The organism is Bacteroides timonensis, assembly GCF_000513195.1.
GTDB classification, from domain to species: Bacteria; Bacteroidota; Bacteroidia; order Bacteroidales; family Bacteroidaceae; genus Bacteroides; species Bacteroides timonensis.
Window position 1 is genome coordinate 17,079 of record NZ_CBVI010000024.1, and the last position, 24,263, is coordinate 41,341.

The 24,263-nt window shown below is 42.1% G+C and carries 17 protein-coding genes; 9 read left to right on the top strand and 8 right to left on the bottom strand.

All coding sequences use genetic code 11. The features are described from left to right. Positions 1-107 precede the first annotated feature (107 nt). On the bottom strand, positions 108-1,754 hold the full coding sequence (locus tag BN161_RS06930) for a diphosphate--fructose-6-phosphate 1-phosphotransferase (RefSeq protein WP_044264258.1): 1,647 nt from the start codon (positions 1,752-1,754) through the stop codon (positions 108-110). Positions 1,755-1,936: 182 nt separating this feature from the next. Between BN161_RS06930 and BN161_RS06935 the strand changes: the two genes are divergently transcribed. From BN161_RS06935 to BN161_RS06960, 6 genes are all read left to right on the top strand, one after another. After that, positions 1,937-2,206, top strand: a complete 270-nt coding sequence (locus BN161_RS06935) for a hypothetical protein (protein ID WP_007214429.1) — start codon at positions 1,937-1,939, stop codon at positions 2,204-2,206. Positions 2,207-2,215: 9 nt separating this feature from the next. Then, positions 2,216-2,770, top strand: coding sequence for a 1-acyl-sn-glycerol-3-phosphate acyltransferase (locus BN161_RS06940; RefSeq protein ID WP_044264259.1), 555 nt, complete (start codon positions 2,216-2,218; stop codon positions 2,768-2,770). 216 nt (positions 2,771-2,986) lie between these two features. Beyond that, complete coding sequence (locus BN161_RS06945) at positions 2,987-3,799, top strand: amidohydrolase (protein WP_044264260.1); 813 nt, start codon at positions 2,987-2,989, stop codon at positions 3,797-3,799. Positions 3,800-3,819: 20 nt separating this feature from the next. Next, positions 3,820-9,438 carry an alpha-2-macroglobulin family protein gene (locus tag BN161_RS06950; RefSeq protein WP_044264261.1) on the top strand — a complete coding sequence of 1,873 codons (5,619 nt, stop codon included), beginning with the start codon at positions 3,820-3,822 and terminating at the stop codon, positions 9,436-9,438. Between the two features lie 9 nt (positions 9,439-9,447). Then, positions 9,448-11,793, top strand: a complete 2,346-nt coding sequence (gene pbpC / locus BN161_RS06955; RefSeq protein ID WP_044264263.1) for a penicillin-binding protein 1C — start codon at positions 9,448-9,450, stop codon at positions 11,791-11,793. A 394-nt stretch (positions 11,794-12,187) separates the two neighbouring features. Continuing rightward, a complete protein-coding gene (locus BN161_RS06960; RefSeq protein WP_044264264.1) occupies positions 12,188-14,179 on the top strand; it encodes a glucosamine-6-phosphate deaminase in 1,992 nt (663 codons plus the stop codon). A 65-nt stretch (positions 14,180-14,244) separates the two neighbouring features. On the opposite strand, the gene BN161_RS06965 is transcribed toward BN161_RS06960, so the two are convergent. Both BN161_RS06965 and BN161_RS06975 read right to left on the bottom strand, forming a co-directional pair. Further along, positions 14,245-14,724: an HU family DNA-binding protein gene (locus tag BN161_RS06965; protein WP_029428477.1), complete on the bottom strand. Its 480-nt coding sequence runs from the start codon at positions 14,722-14,724 to the stop codon at positions 14,245-14,247. A 494-nt stretch (positions 14,725-15,218) separates the two neighbouring features. Next, positions 15,219-16,145 carry a tyrosine-type recombinase/integrase gene (locus BN161_RS06975; protein WP_044264269.1) on the bottom strand — a complete coding sequence of 309 codons (927 nt, stop codon included), beginning with the start codon at positions 16,143-16,145 and terminating at the stop codon, positions 15,219-15,221. A gap of 100 nt (positions 16,146-16,245) precedes the next feature. Here BN161_RS06975 and BN161_RS28495 point away from each other — a divergent pair, with 100 nt between their 5' ends. Further along, complete coding sequence (locus BN161_RS28495) at positions 16,246-17,316, top strand: restriction endonuclease subunit S (protein WP_081743655.1); 1,071 nt, start codon at positions 16,246-16,248, stop codon at positions 17,314-17,316. Here BN161_RS28495 and BN161_RS06985 read toward each other — a convergent pair. After that, a complete protein-coding gene (locus tag BN161_RS06985) occupies positions 17,309-17,728 on the bottom strand; it encodes a restriction endonuclease subunit S (protein WP_244436435.1) in 420 nt (139 codons plus the stop codon). The genes BN161_RS28495 and BN161_RS06985 overlap by 8 nt on opposite strands. A 364-nt stretch (positions 17,729-18,092) precedes the next feature. Between BN161_RS06985 and BN161_RS06990 the strand changes: the two genes are divergently transcribed. Then, positions 18,093-19,382: a Fic family protein gene (locus BN161_RS06990; RefSeq protein ID WP_044264271.1), complete on the top strand. Its 1,290-nt coding sequence runs from the start codon at positions 18,093-18,095 to the stop codon at positions 19,380-19,382. 105 nt (positions 19,383-19,487) lie between these two features. Further along, positions 19,488-19,937 carry a restriction endonuclease subunit S gene (locus tag BN161_RS06995; RefSeq protein ID WP_244436436.1) on the top strand — a complete coding sequence of 150 codons (450 nt, stop codon included), beginning with the start codon at positions 19,488-19,490 and terminating at the stop codon, positions 19,935-19,937. On the opposite strand, the gene BN161_RS30425 is transcribed toward BN161_RS06995, so the two are convergent. From BN161_RS30425 to BN161_RS07020, 4 genes are read right to left on the bottom strand one after another with little or no spacing between them, the layout of a single operon-like run. After that, positions 19,930-21,090, bottom strand: a complete 1,161-nt coding sequence (locus BN161_RS30425; RefSeq protein ID WP_081743653.1) for a restriction endonuclease subunit S — start codon at positions 21,088-21,090, stop codon at positions 19,930-19,932. The two genes, BN161_RS06995 and BN161_RS30425, sit on opposite strands and share 8 nt — an antisense overlap. A 2-nt stretch (positions 21,091-21,092) precedes the next feature. Beyond that, on the bottom strand, positions 21,093-22,034 hold the full coding sequence (locus BN161_RS07010) for an ORF6N domain-containing protein (RefSeq protein WP_044264275.1): 942 nt from the start codon (positions 22,032-22,034) through the stop codon (positions 21,093-21,095). Positions 22,035-22,045: 11 nt separating this feature from the next. After that, a complete protein-coding gene (locus BN161_RS07015; protein WP_044264276.1) occupies positions 22,046-23,602 on the bottom strand; it encodes a type I restriction-modification system subunit M in 1,557 nt (518 codons plus the stop codon). Positions 23,603-23,606: 4 nt separating this feature from the next. Next, complete coding sequence (locus BN161_RS07020) at positions 23,607-24,263, bottom strand: cysteine peptidase family C39 domain-containing protein (protein WP_044264280.1); 657 nt, start codon at positions 24,261-24,263, stop codon at positions 23,607-23,609.

Here is a 24,263-nt window from a genome sequence, read left to right on the forward strand (position 1 = left end):
ATTCAAAACAGAACGCAAATTACACAAATTACGCAAATAGATTATTCAAATTTGTGTAATTCGCATAATTTGCGTTCTTTTTATTAACTCTTCGTCAGTTTGCCGATTTATTTAGCTTGCTCTAACTGCAAAGTCTTCGTCGGCTGGTCACAAACTTCCGTAGGTCCGAAGTACTGGATCGGTCCCGGATATACATAATCTGTAGTGATAGCCCACTGGTCGCGCTGAGCAGCAAATGCCTTGAATGGAGCACCATCCAGTTTCACCAGAGCTTTCTGGATTACCGGTTTCATTTCACCGTGACGGCGTTCCATGTTCATCATCATCGTGATGGGCACACCACCTGCAATCCATTGGTCAGCAGGAGCCGTAGTGTTGCGTACAGAAGACATATAGCCTGTCTTGCCGTTAGCAATCAGAGAAGCAGCTGTATAACCCAGTGAATAGCAATAGTCAGCATCGTAGTTAGACGGAGCAGCGCAACGGCCTTCATAACCGAAGAAGTGGTGTTGAGAAGCGAACTTACCTACGAATTTACCTTCTTCTTTCCATGCAGCAAGCTTAGTAGCTACCATTTCCGACAACAGTTTTTCTGTTTCGATCAAAGATACCTGTACGTTTCCGTGTGGGTCGCGGTCCAGCGTCAGCTGACGTGCAACACCCTCAGGCAGGCTGGCATAGATAGCCGCATTTTCAGGAGACAGTTTACGGATGATATAATCACGTTGGTGAGACTTCTTAATTTGAGAGAATTCTTCAGCATTTTCAGCAAGGAAGTCGTTCAACTCAGCGATCAGACGTTTCATAGCCGGAATAAACTCAATCAAACCTTCAGGGATCAAAACCGTACCGAAGTTGTTGCCTTGAGCAGCGCGGTTAGCTACTATCTGAGCAATGTAAGTTACGACATCGTCCAGAGACATATCATTAGCTTCAACTTCTTCTGATACGATACAAACGTTAGGTTGTACCTGCAAAGCACATTCCAATGCAATGTGAGAAGCAGAACGTCCCATCAACTTGATGAAGTGCCAGTATTTACGAGCTGAGTTACAGTCACGTTGAATGTTACCGATAACTTCAGAGTAAACCTTGCAAGCAGTGTCGAAACCGAAAGAAGTTTCAATCATTTCGTTCTTCAAGTCACCGTCGATAGTCTTCGGACAACCAATTACCTGTACGCCGCACTTCTTAGCTGCATAGTACTCAGCCAGTACGCAGGCATTTGTGTTAGAGTCGTCACCACCGATGATAACCAATGCTTTGATATCAAGTTGCTTCAGGATTTCCAGACCTTTTTCAAACTGATCTTCTTTCTCCAATTTAGTACGACCTGAACCGATGATATCGAAACCGCCCGTGTTACGGTATTCGTCAATGATATCTGAAGTCAGTTCCATATAGTTATGGTCAACCAAACCGCCGGGGCCAAGAATGAAACCATATAACTTGCTGTCTTTATTCAAACTCTTGATACCGTCGAAGATACCGGAAATCACATTGTGACCACCGGGAGCCTGACCACCAGAAAGGATAACGCCCACGTTCATAGCTGGGAAGTTAACCACTTCGTCAGTAGCCTCAAACTTGATCAAAGGCATTCCGTACGTGTTAGGGAACAATTTTTGGATAGCTTCCTGATCGGCTACAGATTGAGTAGCTGCTCCAGCTACCGCCTTAACGGCACCCTTCAGCGCTTTCGGAAGTTTGGGCTGATAAGCAGCCCTTGCAATTTGCAATGCACTTTTTGTCATTTTATCTAATTATTTAAAGGTGTTAGTAAAGTTTCGTTCAAAAGCGTCGCAAATTTCGTGTTTTTTTCTGAATTATGAAAGGAAGCGCACATCAAAAAAAATATGAAATGTTGGTTTATACCGTGGAAAGTACTTATCTTTACCGGAAATATTTCAATTTATTCACTTAAAACGTAAAGATTATGGCAAGTAGAAGAGAACTTAAGAAAAACGTCAATTATATCGCAGGTGAACTGTTCATGGAGTGTTTGGTAAACAGCTTATACGTACCCGGAACCGATAAAACTAAAGCCGACGAGCTGATGGGCAGAATCCTGAGTGTGCAAGATGAATTTATCAGCCGAATCAGCCATACCGAACCTGGAAATGTAAAAGGTTTCTACAAGAAATTCCGCGAAGACTTTAATAAAGAAGTAGACGCAATTATTGACGCTATCGGTAACCTGAAGTAAGCACCGGGAATGAAAAAAGCAATATACAGCTTTATCTACTATCGCATTTTGGGATGGAAGACAAACGTGACGGTACCGGATTATGATAAATGCGTGATAACTGCAGCACCTCATACATCTAATTGGGATTTATTTATCGGCAAACTTTTTTACGGAGCTATCGGACGGAAAACATGCTTCATGATGAAAAAAGAATGGTTCTTCTTTCCGCTGGGATTAATTTTCAAAGCCGTAGGTGGCATACCGGTAGATCGGGGACGCAAAACATCATTGGTAGACCAGATGACGGAAAGATTCGCCAAAAGCAAGAAATTCCAACTCGCCATTACACCGGAAGGAACCCGTAAAGCGAATCCTAATTGGAAGAAAGGATTTTATTTTATTGCATTGAAAGCGCAGGTACCTATTGTAATGATAGGTATCGATTATACCACTAAAACGATTTCTGCGACAAAGGCGATTATGCCGTCGGGAGATATCGAAAAGGATATGCGCGAGGTAAAGCTCTATTATAAGAATTTCAAAGGGAAGAACCCGAAGAACTTTGCTTTAGGAAACATTTAAAGTTCTTAATTCCGTATCTTCCTTGTAGTTTCTCCGTATCAACTCCGTGTCTGTTCCGTAGTATCTCCGTATCCGGTCCGTATCATCTCCGTAGTATCTCCGTACTCTTAGATACGGAGTTGATACGGAGATGATACGGATCAGACACGAGCCGGATACGCTTCTGACTGACAATTGAACGTATAAAACCGATAATCATTTTCTTAACTAAGTATTATGCGTGTAACTCTATTACAGACAGACATCGTTTGGGAAGATAAACAAGAAAATCTCCGCTTGCTCCGGGAAAAGCTGATAAAGCTTCGCGGAGAAGCGGAGATTGTTGTCTTACCCGAAACCTTCTCTACCGGTTTCAGTATGGATAGCCGGAGACTGGCTGAGCCGGTATCGGGTGAAACCATTACCCTCCTGCGTCAATGGGCGGCAGAATTCCAATTCGCCATTACAGGCAGTTATATAGCTTGTAATGAAGAAGTAGATGCAAATAAAAATGCGGTTCCCATTCCTGATAAGTCTTATTATAACCGTGCTTTTTTCCTGACTCCCGAAGGGGAAGCTTATTACTACGATAAACGACATCTCTTTCGTATGGGCCAGGAAACGGAGCATTTTACAGCGGGTAGCCAGCGGCCTGTTACCTCCTACCGGGGGTGGAATATACTGCTGTTAGTCTGCTACGACCTTCGCTTCCCGGTATGGAGCCGGAACGTAAATAATGAATATGATCTTCTGATATACGTTGCCAACTGGCCTGTTCCCCGCCGCCGGGTATGGGACATTCTGTTACAAGCCCGTGCACTCGAAAATATCAGTTATGTTTGCGGTGTCAACCGTATCGGTACGGATGGAAATCAAATGCTATATAATGGCGGCAGCGTCATTTATTCACCAAAGGGCGATTTGCTTGCCAGCGTACCCGACCATGAAGAAGGAACCGCCACCGCAACTCTCGACCTCTCTGTCCTGAGAGAATTCAGACAAAAATTCCCTGCATGGAAAGATGCTGAATGTTTCCAAATTAAGAATTAATAATTAATAATTAAAGCACTATGGGACGAATGAAAGCTAAACACCGCATAGCTGACAGGTTATTCTTTCTGTTACTGACCATCTTAGTTTTTTCCTCTTGCGCAAACAGCAAAAAGGATATTGTTCCTTCTGCCGAGTATGCACCTTTTGTGAATGCATATACGGGAGGAGTTATCTCGCAAACTTCGAACATACGTATAGAACTGACGCAAGATCAGCCTATGGTAGATTTGAACAATGAACTGAAAGAAAATCCGTTTAGCTTCTCCCCGTCCTTGAAAGGTAAAGCGTATTGGATCAGCAACAATACGGTTGAATTCGTTCCTGAACCAGGAACTTTAAAGCCGGGAGAGTTCTATGAAGGTACGTTCCAATTAGGCAGGTTTGTAGAAGTGGACAGTCGCCTGAAAGAATTCAAATTCTCTTTCAGAGTACAGGAACCCAATTTCACACTGTATATCGAACCACTGACAACCATCGACATAGATAGCCATGGCGACTTGGTGACATTGAAAGGTGAAGTACGTTTCAGTGATGCCACTCCCAAAGAAGCAGTTGAGAAAATGCTCTCTGCCAAAGGCGGAAACGGCCAAAGCTATCCGGTCAGTATCACTCCGACAGATCATCCGACGTGTTATCAGTTTGAAATAGCCGGTGTCATTCGCGCAGCGGAAGACTACCAGCTGGAAATCACCGCCAACGGCAGTCCTGCAGGAATCGACCGCAAACTGACAGAAAACGTACTGATCCCTGCCAAGAATGATTTCCGTTTCCTCTCTGCCAAACGCATTGACGAACCGGAGAATGGAATTGAAATAGTATTCTCCGATCCTGTTTCTACTACACAAGACCTGAATGGATTGATTGAAATCCCCGAAGTAGCATCTTCCATATTTCAAGTAGAGAATAATAAAGTATATGTCTACTTTGAAGCCAACCAACTGAGCAAACTGACTTTGAAGATACACGAAGGAGTGAAAAACAGCCGGGATAAATCGCTCGGAACATCACACTCCATCGCATTTAGCGAACTGAATCTGAAACCACAAGTGAACATGTCTACATCAGCCGCTATCCTGCCCGACTCAAAAAGTTTGATCATCCCTTTCCGGGCAGTCAATCTCTATGCGGTAGATTTAAGTGTTATCCGTATTTTTGAAAACAATGTACTGATGTTCATGCAGACCAATACGCTCTCATCTGCCAGTGAACTGCGCCGTTCCGGACGATTGGTTTATCAGAACACATTGTGGCTGAGCAAGGACAGTACAAAAGACGTACACCGATGGGAAGATTATTCAATAGACCTTGCCGGACTGATTCGGCAAGAACCGGGTGCTATCTACCGTGTCATACTTTCTTTCCGGCAAGAATACTCAGCCTATCCTTGTAGCGGAACAGAAAAACAAGAGATGAGCTTTGCAGACAATACTGCTTCAGAGGGATTGACGAAAGTCAGCGGAAGTAGTACTTTCGAAGAAAATGAAGCTGAATGGGATACACCGGAAACTTATTTCTACTATAATGGCAATGTAAAGATGGACTGGAGCCAGTATAACTGGCGGGAACGCAATAATCCTTGTCATGCCTCCTACTATATGGACTCTGACCGGGCAGCATCGTGCAACGTATTTGCCTCCAATGTAGGAATGATTGTAAAACGGAATTCACTGAACAAGCTGTGGATTGCCGTAAGCAACATCTTGGATACCAAACCAATGGAGAAAGCAAAAGTGACTGTTTACAACTTCCAATTGCAAACTATCGGAACCGGTGAGACCAATAGTGAAGGATTTACAGAAATCACCCCGAAAGGTGTTCCCTTCATTGTGGTGGCCGAAGTAGAGAAACAGAAAGCTTACGTTCGTGTGGCAGATGGTGAAGAACAATCTGTCAGCCGGTTCGATGTAGGCGGAAAAGATATTCAGAAAGGATTGAAGGGGTTCGTCTATGGCGAGAGAGGGGTATGGCGACCGGGAGATACGCTGCATGTAAGCTTTATTATGGAAGACCGTGAAAAAAGAATTCCGGATAAACACCCTGTAGCATTGGAATTGTATAATCCGAGAGGACAATTCTATACCAAAATGATTTCCACGCAAGGTATAAACGGTTTCTACACATTTGACCTGCCGACACGCCCCGAAGACCCGACGGGATTATGGAACGCTTATGTTAAAGTAGGCGGAACCGCTTTCCACAAAAGCCTTCGCATAGAAACAGTGAAACCAAACCGCCTGAAAATTAATCTGAAACTACCGGAGAAAGTAATCCAGGCTTCTACCAAAGAAATGCCGGTAATGCTTACTTCCACATGGTTGACAGGCGCCACCGCTTCACGGTTGAAAACCAAAGTGGAAATGTCCCTGTCAAAAGTAAACACGCAATTTAAGAACTACGGGCAATACATATTCAATAATCCGGCTACCGAATTTACAACTGTGAAAAACGATGTATTCGACGGAATGCTGGATGCGGAAGGAAAAGCCAACTTTAGGTTGAAACTTCCGGCTGCCACCAATGCCCCGGGAATGCTGAACGCAACCTTAACCAGCCGTGTATTCGAACCGGGAGGAGATGCCAGTATTTACACGCAAAGCATTCCGTTCTCTCCATTCTCATCTTATGTAGGTATTAATCTGAACCAGCCGAAAGGAAAATACATCGAGACCGACCAGGATCATGTATTCGACATTGTTACCGTAAATGCAGAAGGACAATTAATGAACCGCTCCAATCTGGAATATAAAATTTACCGTATCTCCTGGAGCTGGTGGTGGGAAAACCGGGATGAATCATTCGGAACTTATGTCAACAGTAGTTCCATCACTCCCATAGCCAGTGGCAATATACAGACTACAGGCGGAAAGGCAACCTTCAAATTCCGGGTAAACTACCCGGACTGGGGACGTTACCTGGTTTATGTGAAAGATAAGGAAAGTGGGCATGCTACCGGTGGAACTGTTTACATAGATTGGCCAGATTGGCGCGGACGTTCAAGCAAGACGGACCCCAGCGGCATTAAAATGCTTGCTTTCTCTCTGGATAAAGACTCGTATGAAATAGGCGAAACGGCAACAGCCATCATTCCTGCCGCTGCGGAAGGACGTGCACTGGTAGCCCTGGAAAACGGCTCAACCGTTCTGCAACGTGAATGGATTGAAGTTTCCAACAACGGAGACACAAAATATTCTTTCAAAGTGACTCCGGAAATGGCTCCGAACGTTTACCTGCACATCAGCCTGTTGCAACCTCATGCACAGACGGTGAACGATTTGCCGATACGTATGTACGGTGTGGTTCCGGTATTGGTGACTAATAAACAAACTATATTGCAACCACAAATTAAAATGCCGGAAGTGTTGCGGCCGGAAACGGACTTCACCGTTACCGTCAGCGAAAAGAACGGCAAGCAGATAACATACACGTTGGCCATTGTAGACGACGGATTACTCGACCTGACTAATTTCAAGACTCCCGATCCGTGGAATGAATTCTATGCCCGCGAAGCATTGGGCATCCGCACCTGGGATATGTATGACGATGTACTCGGAGCATCTGCCGGACGCTACAGTTCATTGTTCAGTACGGGTGGTGACGAGACATTGAAACCGGCCGATGCAAAAGCTAACCGCTTCAAGCCGGTAGTGAAATTTATCGGTCCGTTCTATCTGGATAAAGGAAAACAGAAGACGCACACGCTGAAACTACCGATGTACGTAGGTTCTGTACGTACGATGGTGGTAGCGGGGCAAGACGGAGCTTATGGAAAAGCGGAAAAGACTTCTTTCGTGCGGACACCATTGATGTTGCTGTCAACACTGCCCCGTGTGCTGAGCACACAAGAAGAGATTACTGTTCCGGTAAATGTCTTTGCCATGGAGAAGGAAGTGAAGAATGTATCGGTATCCATCCAGGCCTCAGGTGGAGGTGTACAAGTGATCGATCCCAATAAACAATCCATAACTTTCAGTCAACCGGGTGACCAACTCGTTTACTTTAAAATAAAGACCGGAAGTAAAACAGGAAAAGCAACGATACATATCACTGCCAGCGGTGGCAGTCAGCAGGCGAAAGAGACCATTGAAATCGAAGTCCGAAACCCGAATCCGGCAGTGACCTTCCGCAACAGCCAATGGGTGGAAAAAGGAGAAAGTGTAACACTTCCTTATTCATTGAATGGTGCTTCTCCGGCAAATAGCCGTATACTGCTGGAAGCCTCACGTATTCCTTCGGTAGATATCAGCCGCAGGTTCGACTACCTGTATAATTATCAGCATCATTGCACCGAACAGCTGACTTCCAAAGCTCTGCCGCTATTGTTCGTCAGCCAGTTTAAAGCTGTGGATGAGGAAGAAGCTCAAAAGATTAAGGCCAACGTACAGGAAGCGATACGGCAACTCTATGCGCGCCAGCTTCCGAACGGCGGTTTTGTTTACTGGCCGGGAAATGCCAGTGCCGATGAGTGGATTACTTCTTATGCGGGCATGTTCCTTGTTTTGGCGCAGGAGAAAGGCTATGCTGTCAACTCGAATGTACTGAATAAGTGGAAACGCTTCCAACGTGCTGCTGCCCAGAACTGGCGGATGCCGGATCAGGATGACAGTTGGGGTTACTGGCAAACGGGAGTGCAACAAGCATACAGATTGTACACACTGGCATTGGCCGGTGCACCTGAGCAGGGTGCCATGAACCGGATGAAAGAACAAGCTAACCTGCCTCTGCAAGCCAAATGGAGATTGGCAGCCGCTTATGCCCTGACAGGCAAGATGAAACCGGCTGAAGAACTGGTATTTAAGGCAGAAACCACCGTTGCTCCTTATTCCTCACAGAACTACATCTATGGTTCGTATGATCGTGACGAAGCTATGATATTGGAAACTTTACTCCTGATGAACCGAGACCAGGCGGCATTGCAACAGGCGAAGAAGGTATCCAAGAATCTGGCCGAAGAGAATTGGTTCAGTACACAGTCCACTGCTTTCTCATTGATGGCGATGGGACGCCTGGCTGAGAAGCTTTCAGGTACTTTGGATTTCACCTGGACTTGGAACGGAAAGCAGCAACCCGTAGTGAAATCAGCCAAGGCTGTATTTGCAAAGGAACTGTCCACTTCACCGGCTTCGGGTAATATTATAGTAAAGAATGAAGGTAAAGGTGCATTAAGTGTGGACCTCATTACACGCACGCAATTACTTAATGATACGTTACCCGCAATATCCAATAACCTCCGCCTGGACGTAAAATATACGGATATGAACGGAGCGACGATATCTATAGATGATATCAAGCAAGGAACAGACTTTATGGCAGTCATCACTGTAGGTAATATCAGTGGAACCACTGCTTACAGCAATTTAGCATTGACACATATTCTGCCGTCAGGTTGGGAAATTTACAATGACCGGTTGATGACTCCGGAAGCGACGCCTACCCGTGAGTATACCTACCAGGATATTCGTGACGACCGCGTACTGACTTACTTCGACTTGCGTCGCAGCGAACTGAAAAAGTTCACCATAAGACTGCAAGCTACATATGCAGGTAATTTCATTTTGCCGGCTATCCAGTGCGAAGCCATGTATGACGATTCGGCACAGGCACGGACCAAGGCGGGAAGAACGACTGTCAGCCGTTAAGTTCATTTCATGGGGACTAAGATTATAAAGTACTTCAAACAACTGTCTATCACCAGAAAAGTAATACTCATACTTATTACAATTCTGGTGATAGCCTATATCTTTTGCCTCCCCCGGCAACTTTTCCATGTGCCCTACTCCACCGTCGTCACTGACCGGAACGGTGAATTACTGGGCGCACGCATTGCATCCGACGGTCAATGGCGCTTTCCACCCCGGACCACTACTCCGGAGAAAATAAAGCAATGCCTCATCACTTTCGAAGACAGGCATTTCCATCACCATTGGGGAGTCAATCCTGTCTCCATTGGCAGAGCCGCCTACCAAAACCTAAAGAATAAGCGCATTGTAAGTGGAGGAAGTACCCTCACCATGCAAACGATCCGTCTGGCAAGAAACGAATCGCGTACTTTTGGAGAAAAGTTCATAGAAATGATCCTGGCCACCCGACTTGAGTTTCGCGCTTCAAAAGAGAAAATCCTGTCCATGTACATTTCACATGCTCCTTTCGGAGGAAACGTAGTAGGGCTCGATGCCGCTGCCTGGCGATATTTCGGACATCCCGCCGAAGAACTGTCCTGGGCAGAAGCAGCCATGCTGGCAGTACTTCCAAACGCACCCGCCATGATTCATCTCTCCAAATCACGACAATTATTACTTAATAAAAGAAACCGTCTGCTAAAACAACTATATGCACGAAAGATTATAGATAACTCCACTTACGAACTGGCTATCAGCGAACCACTCCCCGACGAGCCTCACCCACTCCCCCAAACCGCTCCCCATCTGGTCAGTCGCTTCTATCAGGAACGAAACGGAAAATATTCCGTATCAACCATCGACAGGGGTATTCAAACCCAAATAGAGAACGCAGCCGAACGTTGGAGCAATGAATTTAACCGGAGTGATATACGCAACCTGGCAATTCTGGTGATTGATATCCGAACCAATCAGGTTGTGGCTTATTGCGGCAATGTCAATTTCGAACGGAAGCAAGCCGGTAACCAGGTAGATGTTATTCAGGCACCCAGAAGCACGGGAAGTATTCTGAAACCATTTTTATATTACGCCATGTTGCAGGAAGGCAGTCTGCTACCTCATACGCTACTGCCCGATATACCGGTTAATATTAATGGCTTTACACCTCAAAACTTCAGTTTGCAATTCGAAGGTGCTGTTCCTGCTTCGGAAGCGCTTGCACGTTCATTGAATATTCCGGCAGTGACGATGCTACAAAGATATGGTGTTCCCAAGTTTCATACTTTTCTGAGGCAAATAGGCTTAAAAACAATCAACCGCCCGGCTTCCCATTATGGTTTATCACTCATTCTGGGCGGAGCGGAAGCTACCCTGTGGGATGTGACAAATGCGTATGCTTACATGGGGCGGAGTTTATTGCAGCTTCCACAAACAGAATGTAGTTTGCTGCTTGCGGACGCTGAAGGATCAGGAGAACCAGAAGTCTTCGCTTCGGAAAAATCGACGGATACTTTCCAACCGGGAGCCGTATGGCAAACCTTCAATGCGCTAACCGAGGTGAATCGTCCCGAAGAAATAGACTGGAAATCAATCCCCTCCATGCACCCCATTGCCTGGAAGACCGGAACAAGCCACGGATTCCGCGATGCCTGGGCTGTAGGAGTCACCCCTCACTACGCCGTAGGTGTGTGGGTAGGAAATGCTACAGGAGAAGGTAAACCTGGTCTTGTAGGAGCACGGACAGCTGGTCCGGTTTTGTTTGATGTATTTAGTCTGCTACCTCCGACACGGTGGTTCAGGCGTCCGGGAGATGTCTTTGTCAAGGCTGAGATATGCCGGAAATCCGGACACTTGAAGGGTAGGTTTTGCGAAGAAACAGATACTTTACTGATTCTTCCTGCCGGACTAAAGACGGAAGCTTGCCCTTATCATCACCTTATCACCCTTTCAGCCGATGAAACTCACCGTATCTACGAGAATTGCGCAAATTTGGAACCAACTATCCAGAAGTCCTGGTTCACTTTGCCACCTGTATGGGAATGGTATTACAAACAGCATCATCCGGAATACAATCCGCTCCCTCCCTTCAAACCGGGCTGCGGAGAGGATGCATTGCAACCCATGCAATTCATCTATCCATCTATGAATGCCCATATTGTGTTACCTAAACAAATGGATGGAAGTCCGGGCTTTCTAACCGCCGAACTGGCCCACGGCAATCCGAGTACCACCATCTTCTGGCACCTTGATAACACTTATCTTACCCATACACAGGACTTTCATAAGATCTCCTTGCAACCCACGCCCGGAAAACATTCACTAACAGCGATAGACGAAGCAGGAAATACAGTAACCACTACATTTTATATCAATTAGGGTTAATGAAACCGATTTTCCTAAAGACAGGTACGCGGACGACACGGATTGGGCGGACGAACGCGGATTTTTAATTCATTAATATTATTGTGCAATTCTTCTTTATCCGCGTTCGTCCGCCCAATCCGTGTCGTCCGCGTATCCATCCCCCTTGAACAGGTGGTGTTTTTGTACAAAAAGATTCCATTTTAGTCTTTTTAATGAAAATACCTAAAAGAAGTGAGTGCATAGTTACCAAAAAGTGGCTACATTTGTATCCCGAAACAGTGTCAGAAGAAAACACCTTGTTCCGAAAAACAACCCCAACACTAGAATTAGTGAACATTGTTTTTTGTATATTTGTTAAATCTTAGAAGCGACAAGCTTTAATCAATTTATTAATACCAATTAAGTTATGAAAACCAATCTTAGTTCTCAAATCACTCTCAACAGAGTCTCCCCCAGGTATTACAGGCCTGAGAATGCATTTGAAAGGTCGGTATTGACCCGACTGGAAAAAATCCCAACCGACATCTACGAATCGGCAGAGGAAGGCGCCAACCACGTTGCCTACGAAATAGCTCAACTTATTCGTGATAAACAGAAAGCCGGACGCTTCTGCGTATTGGCATTACCGGGCGGTAATTCTCCCCGCAACGTATACTCAGCCCTTATCCGTATACATAAAGAGGAAGGTTTGAGTTTCCGCAACGTTATCATATTCAACCTTTACGAATATTATCCTCTTACATCAGATGCCATCAACAGCAACCTGAATGCCTTGAAGGAAATGTTCCTTGATCATGTGGACGTTGACAAGCAGAATATCTTTAGCCCGGACGGTACAATTCCTAAAGATACCATCTTTGAATATTGCCGCCTGTACGAGCAACGCATCGAAAGTTTCGGCGGATTGGATGCCGTATTACTGGGTATCGGGCGCGTAGGTAACATTGGTTTCAACGAACCGGGTTCCCGCCTGAACTCCACCACCCGTTTGATTTTACTGGACAACGATTCACGCAATGAAGCATCCAAAATGTTCGGTAGCATCGAAAGCACTCCGATCAGCTCCATAACAATGGGTGTTTCTACCATCCTGGCTGCCAAGAAAATCTATCTGATGGCATGGGGTGAAGACAAAGCCAAAATGGTAAAAGAGTGCGTAGAAGGTACTGTAACAGATACCATTCCGGCATCTTTCCTGCAAACTCACAACAATGCTCATGTAGTTATCGACCTTTCTGCTGCCGGTAACCTGACACGTATCCACCGTCCATGGTTAGTGACTTCCTGCGAATGGAACGACAAACTGATTCGTAGCGCCATCGTCTGGTTGTGTCAACTGACAGGCAAGCCGATCCTGAAACTGACAAACAAGGATTACAATGAAAATGGTTTGAGCGAACTGCTGGCTCTGTTTGGTTCGGCATATAATGTGAATATCAAGATCTTCAACGATCTGCAACATACCATCACCGGATGGCCGGGTGGTAAACCGAATGCGGACGATACCTATCGTCCCGAACGTGCGAAACCGTATCCGAAACGTATCGTTGTATTCTCTCCGCATCCCGATGATGACGTAATCTCCATGGGTGGTACAATCCGCCGCTTGGTAGAACAAAAGCATGACGTACACGTGGCTTACGAAACTTCCGGTAACATTGCCGTAGGTGACGAAGAAGTAATCCGCTTCCTGCATTTCATCAATGGTTTCAACCAGATCTTCAATAATAGCGAAGACAAGGTAGTTGTTGATAAATATGCAGAAATCCGTAAATTCCTGAAAGAGAAGAAAGACGGTGACATCGATACACGGGACATCCTCACAATTAAGGGTTTGATACGTCGTGGTGAAGCGCGCACCGCTTGTACGTACAATAATATACCTCTGGATCATTGCCACTTCCTTGACCTGCCGTTCTACGAAACTGGCAGAATACAGAAAGGTCCGTTGACCGAAGCTGATGTGGAAATTGTACGTAACCTGCTGCGTGAAGTGAAACCTCATCAAATATTCGTTGCCGGTGACCTCGCCGATCCGCATGGCACACACCGTGTCTGCACAGATGCCGTATTTGCTGCTATTGATCTGGAAAAAGAAGAAGGTGCAAAATGGTTGAAAGATTGCCGTATTTGGATGTATCGTGGTGCATGGGCCGAGTGGGAAATTGAAAACATTGAAATGGCAGTACCTATCAGTCCGGAAGAACTGCGTGCAAAACGTAATTCAATCCTGAAACACCAGTCTCAGATGGAAAGTGCACCATTCCTGGGCAACGACGAACGTTTGTTCTGGCAACGCAGTGAAGACCGCAATCGTGGTACCGCCGCATTGTATGACAATCTCGGTTTGGCATCTTACGAGGCAATGGAAGCATTCGTGGAATATATTCCGCTGTAATCAACTGACCATATAATAAAGAAAAAAGGTTGCAATGTCAAAACATTGCAACCTTTTTTTAATGGTTAACCCAACGGATTCTCATCCAAGCCTCCGCCACTACCGGAGCCGCCCTCTTCGGAAGAAGAATCACCGGTGGAAGCAACTTGGAGTTCTTCCCAAAAGACATTGGATTCATTCACCATGGAGCGAGTGGTCACCTGACTACTCACATTACGGTGAACTTCAGGAATAAAGCGAACACGTATACCCTTTATTTGCTTGGCACTCACCTCCTTCGGTGAAGCCACCCCATTTTTGTTGGTAGCAGCAGTGTAATAAAAAGTTCCTACCCCATCCAGTTTCACCGTACGTCCGTCAGCCATATAGTCGCCCAATACGCCTCCTAAGTTCTTCACAATTGCATAAGCATCACCCGGTGTTACAGTGGAAACAAATGCTAACTTTGCAGCAATCTGATCAGTAGTTACCGGTTTGCCTACTGTAACGGATTGAGGATACCATAAGCCATTGATTGGCTGCTGCTGTTTCTTAAAAAATGCCATAATAATAATGTATTAAATTGATAATATTGTTGCAGTGAACCAGTCATCCCTGCCTTGACCTACCTGTTTATAGCGAACAGCCCGAAATCGCATCGCATATATAAGGAAGAAGAAAAGATTGCCGCGAGGCCCCGGCGGAAACGTTTTTCCTTCCTCAAATCCGATATTGCAAAGTTAGGGCGGCGAGAAGGCAAAAGCAAGAAAATGGCATCTACAACCGGCTTCTATAAAGCACTGTAACACAACACAATACAAAAGCCAGATCTCTACAAGGCTTATCAAGAACTCGAAATGAGAAATAATGGGAAAAGACATAAATGCAGGAGGATCTCTACAGCGCATACACATAAATAGCTGATAATGAGATATGCGTTTTTTCAGTGTGTCTACAATGCCCTCTTATTTGAAAACTTCGAAAGACATATTACCTACATCTATAAAATTCCCCAATACCTATTTTGATCAGTACCGTGACATCGGCTATATGGTTGATATTATTTGCCCAAAGACTTTAGCATTTTATTAATGCACTTTTTCTTCTGTTCCATATTGGGATGTACATAGAGGTTTAGAGTTGTGCTGATATTAGAATGCCCCAATATTACACTAACTGTTTTATAGTCGCAATTGCTCTCAATGCACCGAGTAGCAAAAGAATGGCGCAACCCATGAAATTTCAGTTGTGGCATTTTCAGTTGCTCCATAAGTTTCTTATAGTAGTTACGATAGGTACGTGGCTCCGTTGGCTCATTCTCATTCGTCAGCACATAGAAATCATCATTGACCACCTTCTTTAGTGGTTTAACGATAGATAGTAATTCCTTACTCATGGGAATCTCACGAAATGAGTTTTGGGTCTTGGGCGTGTTGATGACAAGTTCTGTATGTTTTGTTTCCCCTTCTATCACATAGATACGCTCGATAGTTCGCTGAACTGTGACTGTCCCTGTGTTTACGTCTATATCAGACCATTTTAAAGCGCATATTTCACCTATTCGCAAACCTGTGCTTAGACATACATAAATACCCAAATTTCTAAAAGTGAAGTTATCATGAATAAAATCTAATATCTTTTTATGGTTTTGAACGGTCAATACTTCAATCTCCTTGTTTGATTGCACCGTTGGATATTTTATATCCCACTCATAATAATTCATCCATTCATTTTTTACCCCAAACTTCATCACCATTTTTAGTACAATTAAAATGTCCTTAATGGATTTGGCACTTAGTCCGGTATCCAACTTTTCCAAGACGAATGCCTGAACATGTTTTTCACTCAGCTCACAACTTTCACCAAAGGAAGGTAAAATGTGATTCTCCAGAATCAACATATATGTTGCAAATGTTGATTGCTTTACATACGGTCGCTTTTCAACTTTCCAAGCATCCGCAATTTTTCTAATTGTTTTATTTGTCATACTAATTCTAAATTAGGTACTCTATAATTAGAGAAATATAATCATTTTAGTTCCAATTTTGAGATTTCCGGGGTTTACTGGGGAGTGGAGACAAGATTTAATGGAAAACGTTACTGAAAGAATTGGTGATGGTATTCATTCAACTCCAACATATAATGAATATGGCGATTATTTCTTTATTAATGGGAATAATTTAGTTGATGGAAAAATCAAGATTTTCAATAACACACAAAAGGTTACAAAAGAAGAAGCATTAAAACAAAATGCGAATGTCTTATGTGACAATTCACTACTACTCTCTATTAATGGCACTATTGGTAATGTTGCTATATATAACAATGAGCGTATAATGCTTGGGAAAAGTGCATGCTACATAAATCCTAGTGCGAAAATTCTTCGAGACTTTCTTTTCTTTTACTTGCAGAATAGCAAAATACAAAAGTATTTTATATTGGAGCTCACAGGTTCAACCATAAAGAATCTATCTCTTACGTCAATAAAGAATACAAAATTAAGACTGCCAAGTATTCAAGAGCAAGCTAAAATAGCAAAACTGCTTCGTGCGATAGACGAGCGAATTGCTACCCAAAACAAAATCATTGAGGATTTGAAGAAACTAAAGTCTGCAATTTCAGAAAAGCTTTTCAAGTCCGCAATTGGAGAGATCGTAACCTTGAGAGAAATATGTGATATAATTAAAGGAAAGCAAATCAATGGCGAATATCTCAAAGACAGTGGCAAATACTATGTAATGAATGGAGGCACAGAGCCTTCTGGATATTATGAAAATTATAATGTCGAAGCCAACACTATATCAATTAGTGAAGGAGGTAACTCTTGTGGATATGTACAATTCAACTCTTCTCCTTTTTGGAGTGGGGGACATTGCTATACCATTCAAAACATTAAGGATGTTGTGGATAAAGGCTATCTATACCACTATCTCAAATCTAATGAAGGCTCGATCATGAAGCTCCGTATCGGATCAGGTCTTCCAAACATTCAGAAAAAGGATCTGGGCGACTATAAGGTACAGATTATAACAATGGATCAACAAAAATCTATTTCTGCTTGCTTGTCATTGCTTGAAAGAAAAACAGAAATTGAGGAAAATTTATTGTTTGCCTTACAATATGAGAAACAATATCTACTCCGCCAGATGTTTATATGAACATTTGACGGAGTAGATACTTCTTTTGTGAAGAATATAAATCACAAAGCATATTGCTTTCTATCAAAGAATCTAATGATGTGAGAAGTTTTGTACAATGATTCATCGTTGATTTTTCTGGGATTGGAAACGACATACTAAGTATATCTTCACCATTAAGATTCGCTATAGCCCCATTACCGCCTTGCAGAGAATTCAATATATATCTACGGTATCTGTTAGTTTGAAATAACCATTTCACAATAGGTTCTTTGGAACGATAGATACCGCAAAAAGCACCAACCGTAATAGGGGATAAGCACTCTCTATCATAATAAGATGATTTACCAACTAAAGAAGAACTACCATTTGCCATGCAAATAACAATATCTCCACTTTGTAATTGTTGTTCGGCAGACATTTGCTTGCGCACAAACACAACGTCATTATTATAATCAAGTGAACTTCCGTTGACAATATTGTTAGACCGACAAGTATGCCATCTTCTTCAATAACATCATTACTACTGTATGTTAACCCACGAATATATGAGCCTACATCTCTAAGTAACATTTCATTAGAACGAATACTACTTAATAGACTTTCAATAATTGCAGATGCGCAATCCCTAATTTGATTCGAAAATGCAGATACAAGTCAAGCTAATCAGACGTTTTACGCCTAAAATCATCGCATTTTTTGCGATATTATAAGGTCTCTCTTGTTGATACGACAATAATTGAGTATATTTGCCGCAAATATTGCGACGTTATTCGTTGCTTAATGACGCATCAGATATGTATATACACGAAAGAGACAATTGGACTACATTCCGTTGGAATGCGACTGAGCTAACGGCACTTCTTGAAGAAGTGAACCGCAAACAGGGTTTGTTGTATGGCAGGCTTGCCTCGCTTGGCTTTGATAGCAAATTAAAAGCGATGGCGGAAAATCTGACGTATGATGTAGTTTATTCGTCAGAAATAGAAGGAATACGATTGAATGTAGATGAAGTACGTTCATCCATTGCTCGAAAATTGGGTATAGAAAATATCAAACAGACAGCACCGTCGCACTACATAGATTCTGTTGTGGCAGTCATGCTTGATGCAGTAAAATATTACGACCAGTTGTTGACAAAAGAGAAAATTTGTGCATGGCAAGCAGCATTCTTTCCGACAGGTTTCAGTGAGGGGTCACAGATTGAAGTTGGACAGTATCGTACAAACGAGGAACATATAGTTTCCGGAATGTTCGGTCGCGAGAAAATCCATTATATTGCTCCCTCACCGGAACGCGTAGACGAAGAAATGGCACATTTTCTTGATTGGTTCAACAGTCAGGAAAATATAAATTCAGTTATAAGGTCAGCCATTGCACATTTCTGGTTTGTTAGTATTCATCCATTTGAAGATGGTAACGGACGCTTGGCACGCATACTATCTGATATGTTGTTGGCCCGTGCAGATAAGAGTGAGTTCAGATTTTATAATATCTCCTCTCAAATAAATAAAGATAAAAACCACTATTACGATATTTTAGAAAAAGCTCAACACAGCGATGGTGACATTACGGAATGGATATACTGGTATGCTAGTACGTTGTCGGTTGCACTTGACGAAGCGGAAAATATCGTCAGTACCATCTTGAACAAAAGTATCTTTTGGCAAAAGGCTTCTTCTGTACCACTTAGCCAAAGACAGACCGATATGCTGAACCTGTTCCTTGATGGCTATGAAGCAAAGATAACTTCCAAAACTTGGGCATCATTAGCTAAATGTTCCAAAGACACAGCTATACGAGATATTCAAGATCTTGTAGATAAAGAGATTCTTCGAGAAGATATTCCCGGAGCCAAACGACCGAGCTATTCCATTATATATGACCCAGAAGACATCACTGTCTTTTTTTCTGAAATCAGCATCGAGCAGCAAAATGGAAATCAATACATCAAAGCCCTCTATAAAGGCAAGTTAAAAGTGTGCGAAAGAATTTTGCCACTTGATGCAGAGCGATTTGAAAAAGGCGACCTTCCATTAGAGAACCTGCTTGCTAAGTATTGCTCATATCTGAGGATAAGTAAGTAATTTGCATATTAATAGTCCTTAATCAAGGGAATTGCACAGAGTATAGCGCACAGCAACAAGTTCAATGTACGCATAGCCGAATGTTTGGAATGCAGCTCTTCAACTTTGCAAGAAAGCGAAATTTGGGAGTCTGGTTATTATCCTGTGTATGGTGCTAATGGAATTGTTGGCTACCTTGACAACTATAATACTCAAAGTGAAGCTATTTATATTATCAAAGATGGTTCGGGAGTGGGAACTGTTTCTTATGTTACCGGCAAGTGTTCAGCAACAGGGACATTGAGTATCTTGCAAGCTAAAGAAGGTTATTCACTCCAATATCTTTATTATTTACTGAAAGTATTCAACTTTGAACCATATAAAACAGGGGTGGCAATACCTCACATATATTTCAAAGACTATGGTAAAGCCAAAATCTTTTGTCCATCATATTCTGAGCAACTTAGATACGCCAAGCTATTATCTGTAATAGATAACAAACTATTGGCAGAACAGAATATTCTAACAAATTTTGGTTTGCAGAAGCAATACTTGCTCCGTCAGATGTTTATATGAACATTTGGCGAAGCAGATACTGCTTTTGAGTAGTATACTGTTCAAGCATTGACTTTTCGGTCTCTATTTTTATTGTTATCCTGCTCAATACTGAATAAATCCGCTTTTGATTATCTAACGAAGGCAACATAATGTTTGCTTTCTCAAAATCTGCCTTGCAAAGATTAAATCGTGTGCTTCCCTGTGCAAATGGGTATATGAATTTTCGGAACGGAGTTGAAGATACATAATATGAAAAATATGGAGAATAGGCAAGTTGCTCATTCTCAATATGAATACCAAAGCAAAAACTATTCAAATAAACGCTGTTTTTCCCTAAATAGACAGATCCAATACCAACTTCTTCTGGTGTTTCAGAAGATAGAGTAAACAATATGTCGCCATATTTGACAACATTCTGTTTTTCTCCATCGTTTATGCGAACATATTGATAGTCATTCTCATTTATAAAATTGTTTGAATAGACATTCAGATATGTTATGAATGGTTTGCCTGCTCCAAAATCATCTGCTGATTTCCCCGATAATCCAGAATATGATTGTCCTAATTCTGCAAATGATGTAGTTATTCCATTGCTATATTGCTTATATAATGAATCATTTAATCCCTTGATTAAGGACTCGTATTTCTCAATGATTTTGTTTTGGGTAGCAATTCGAGCATCAAGTAACGACAACATCGTTGCAATTTTATGCTGTTCTTCTTTTGAAGGTAAATTGATTCTTAGTTTGAGCAGTTTATTAACTGCTAATCCTGGTTGCGCGGATTGATCAGAATATTGACCTAAATTCATATTAAGAAGCAAATACTGAAAGAAGCCGGTTACATTTTCAGTATTTGCTTGAACAGCAATTGCATGTTCTGTTATATATGACTTTCCTTCTGCTATATTAATATTGCCACATAAAGCACCTTGTCGACCAATTAGGACGAAGAAACCGTCATGATTAAATGTGCTTGTATATCCTCTTAGTCCGTTACCACCATAAACAGGATAAAGTCCTTCGCTCAAAATATTTTCAGCTTTAAGTCCCTTTCCACTCTTAAATTCAGAACAAGTTTCCGCGGCTGTAGTTTCCTTCCACTCCCCAGTAAACCCCGGAAATCTCAAAATTGGAACATTGAGGCTTTTATTGTTGTTAGTATTTGCCATAATTAGTGCCTTCCATTTATACGATTAATAATTTCGTTGGCTGTAATATCTTTCATCAACGTAAAGCCAAACCATTCCTTGCCTAAATCCTTGATGGATGCACCGATATGATAGACTTCATCATCTATAATCAGGAAACGGTCGTGGGCTTGACGAAAGACATTTGCGGTGATAGGCGGATATTGAGCATTGTGGCGGTTTATATCCAGTTGCAGTTGAGGGCTGATTTGTTGTGTGTAGATTGTTGCAACAATACCATTATCCCTTTTATCAAGCATGGTCAACACTGTTTCGTCCACATAGTTGTCTATGAGAACAATGGAAGTCTTAGCTTTCTTAATTAAATCAGATACAAACATATACGCATCAAATACTTGACCATCAAAGAATATACCTTGGCTTGTAGTTTCTTTCTCCTCGAATTTCTGGAATATCTCGTCTATGCGCTTGTCTGCTTCCTGTTGATGCTGTTGCATCTCCAGTTGGTGATACTCTATCATTTCAAGTCGTTGGAATACTTGGGCATTGTTCACAAGGAAACGACGCATTGCAACAAAAGCATCCATAATCTGAATACTTACAGATACGGCTGTTTCGCTACGAAGTACCGAAGATAACATCGCTACTCCTTGCTCAGTAAAGACATAAGGACATACCGAAGAATGCTTCAAGCTCTCGAATCGGTCACAATTTGCGACCAGTTCCTTTGTCTCGTCTTGGGATAACTGGAATCTGAAACGTTCAGGGAATCGCTCGATATTACGTTTAACCGCTTGATTAAGAACCTTAGTATCTACGCCATAAAGCTCTGCTAAGTCTCTATCAATCATAACTTGAATGTTTCTAATTGATAGAATACGTCCTTCTATTTGGGTGACATTGCTTAACCGGTCACAATTTGTGACCGGTTGCAAGCCATTTGTATGATTCATGCTTTCGTCCATGTCTATTTAAATTAATCTACCAATCCCAATTCTTTCAAGTAACCTTCAATCTCAACATCAAGCTCTGCGCGTTTGGCTTCAAGATCTTTTATTTCAGCCATTACAGCTTTAATGTCTATAGGTTCTTCTTCTTCAAAGGTATCAACATAGCGAGGTATATTAAGATTATAGTCATTGTCTGCTATTTCTTGCATAGTGGCTAGATGGCTATATTTCTCTATCTCTGTACGATTACGATAGGTATCTATAATTTTCCGAATGTGCTCCGGACGGAGTTTGTTTTGTGTCTTGACTTTTTCAAACTCTTTGCTTGCATCAATAAACAGGATATTATCGTCTTCCTTACGGCATTTCTTCATTACAAGAATACATGTAGGAATACTTGTTCCATAGAATATGTTGGCAGGCAGACCAATAATGGCGTCAATATAATTTTTCTTTTCAATAAGGAAACGACGGATAACTCCTTCTGCATTTCCACGGAACAGAACACCATGAGGTGCAACACAAGCCATTGTACCACCATCAGTCAAGTGATATACCATGTGAAGTATGAAAGCGTAATCGGCAGTTTTTTTAGGTGCGAGGCGACCTGCTTTGCTGAAGCGATCGTCATTATTGAATTTTTCCTCGGATGCACTCCATTCCGCTGAAAAAGGAGGATTTGCTACAACTGCATCGAATTGAGTTTCACCAAAGGCGTCAGCTTCAAGAGTGTCACCATTTTCAATCTTGAAATTGCTAAACTTGATGCCATGAAGTAACATATTCATGCGAGCCAAGTTGTAAGTTGTAGGATTCTTCTCTTGACCATAGATTTCTGCTGCATTACCAGTATGAGCCGCACGAATTAGCAAAGAGCCACTTCCGCAAGTAGGGTCATAGACATTACGCAAACGGTCTTGTCCTGTAGTAACAATTTCAGCCAATATCTGACTAACTTCCTGTGGAGTGTAGAACTCGCCAGCCTTTTTGCCGGCACCAGCTGCAAATTGACCTATCATGTATTCATAGGCATCACCAAGCACATCAATCTGTGTGGCTGCATCTGCACTAAACTCTATTTCATTAAGCGCAATAAGAACATTGCTAATCAATTGATTCTTATCATCAGAACTCTTTCCTAGTTTAGGAGAAGCTAAGTCAATATCAGAGAACAGACCACCAAAGTCTTCTTCACTTTCATGACCAAGTGTACTATCCTCGATACGTTTCAATGAGCGTTCAAGATTAGGAAGAATATTCTCTTTTCGGTTTATTCCTTCAATAATTGAAGAAAACAGATAGTTTGGTTCTACGAAATAACCGATATTTTCCAAACATTCTTTCTTCACATCTTCTTGTAATTCAATAGAATCGCTATCTGTATGTTGCCATAATTGTTTAAATGTTATTTCGTCATCCTCTAATGCCTTATCAGCAAACGTTTCGATTTTTTCTGATAGATATTTGTAGAAAATAAAGCCAAGCGTGAAATACATAAAGTCACTAGCTGACATATTTCCACGCAAGTTATTTGCTACCGCCCACAATTGGGTACGGAGTTTCTGTTGTAATTCTTCGCTCATTGTATTATTTTCTTGTTATCAATAATGTTTCTGTTATTTTTATAGCTGGACAATTGTATGGATTTGATGTTAAGCACTGATGCTTATATACACCTCGAAAAGAATTAAGTGCTATAACCATATTCCAATATGATGTAGGATTACAATCGTAACCAGGGTCAAGACAGAATATATTAAATATTCCGTCTTCATTCTTCTCATATCCAATAGCTAAAACTGCATGAGCACCTCCTCCCTTATAATCTATACCAAGCATTATGGGAGAATCTAAATCTATTGTGTTTTGAATTTGCTCAATAAATCCATCTTTCAGATATTCCTTACTTTCGTCATCAAAACTTTCCGCTGATATAGATTCTATTGTCTTGCGGTTTAGCATCTTTTCTAATTGACTAAAATAGAAGCCATTTCTAACCAAGCCATATTTATCAAAGAAATTACAAAAAAGATTTTCAACTTCCGGTGTCTTTTTTAGAGTGTCATACAAGTCATCTAACTGATTCCTTTTAATGACTTTCAGAATCATTAGATACATCATCAATGAATAAACGGAACAAGCTCCGTCAATATCACCTTGTTTAATATGAATTGGGTTATCTGTCCGATTTTTAATACAGCAACCTTTTTCTGTAAGAAATAATGCTTCTATTATCTTTATCAT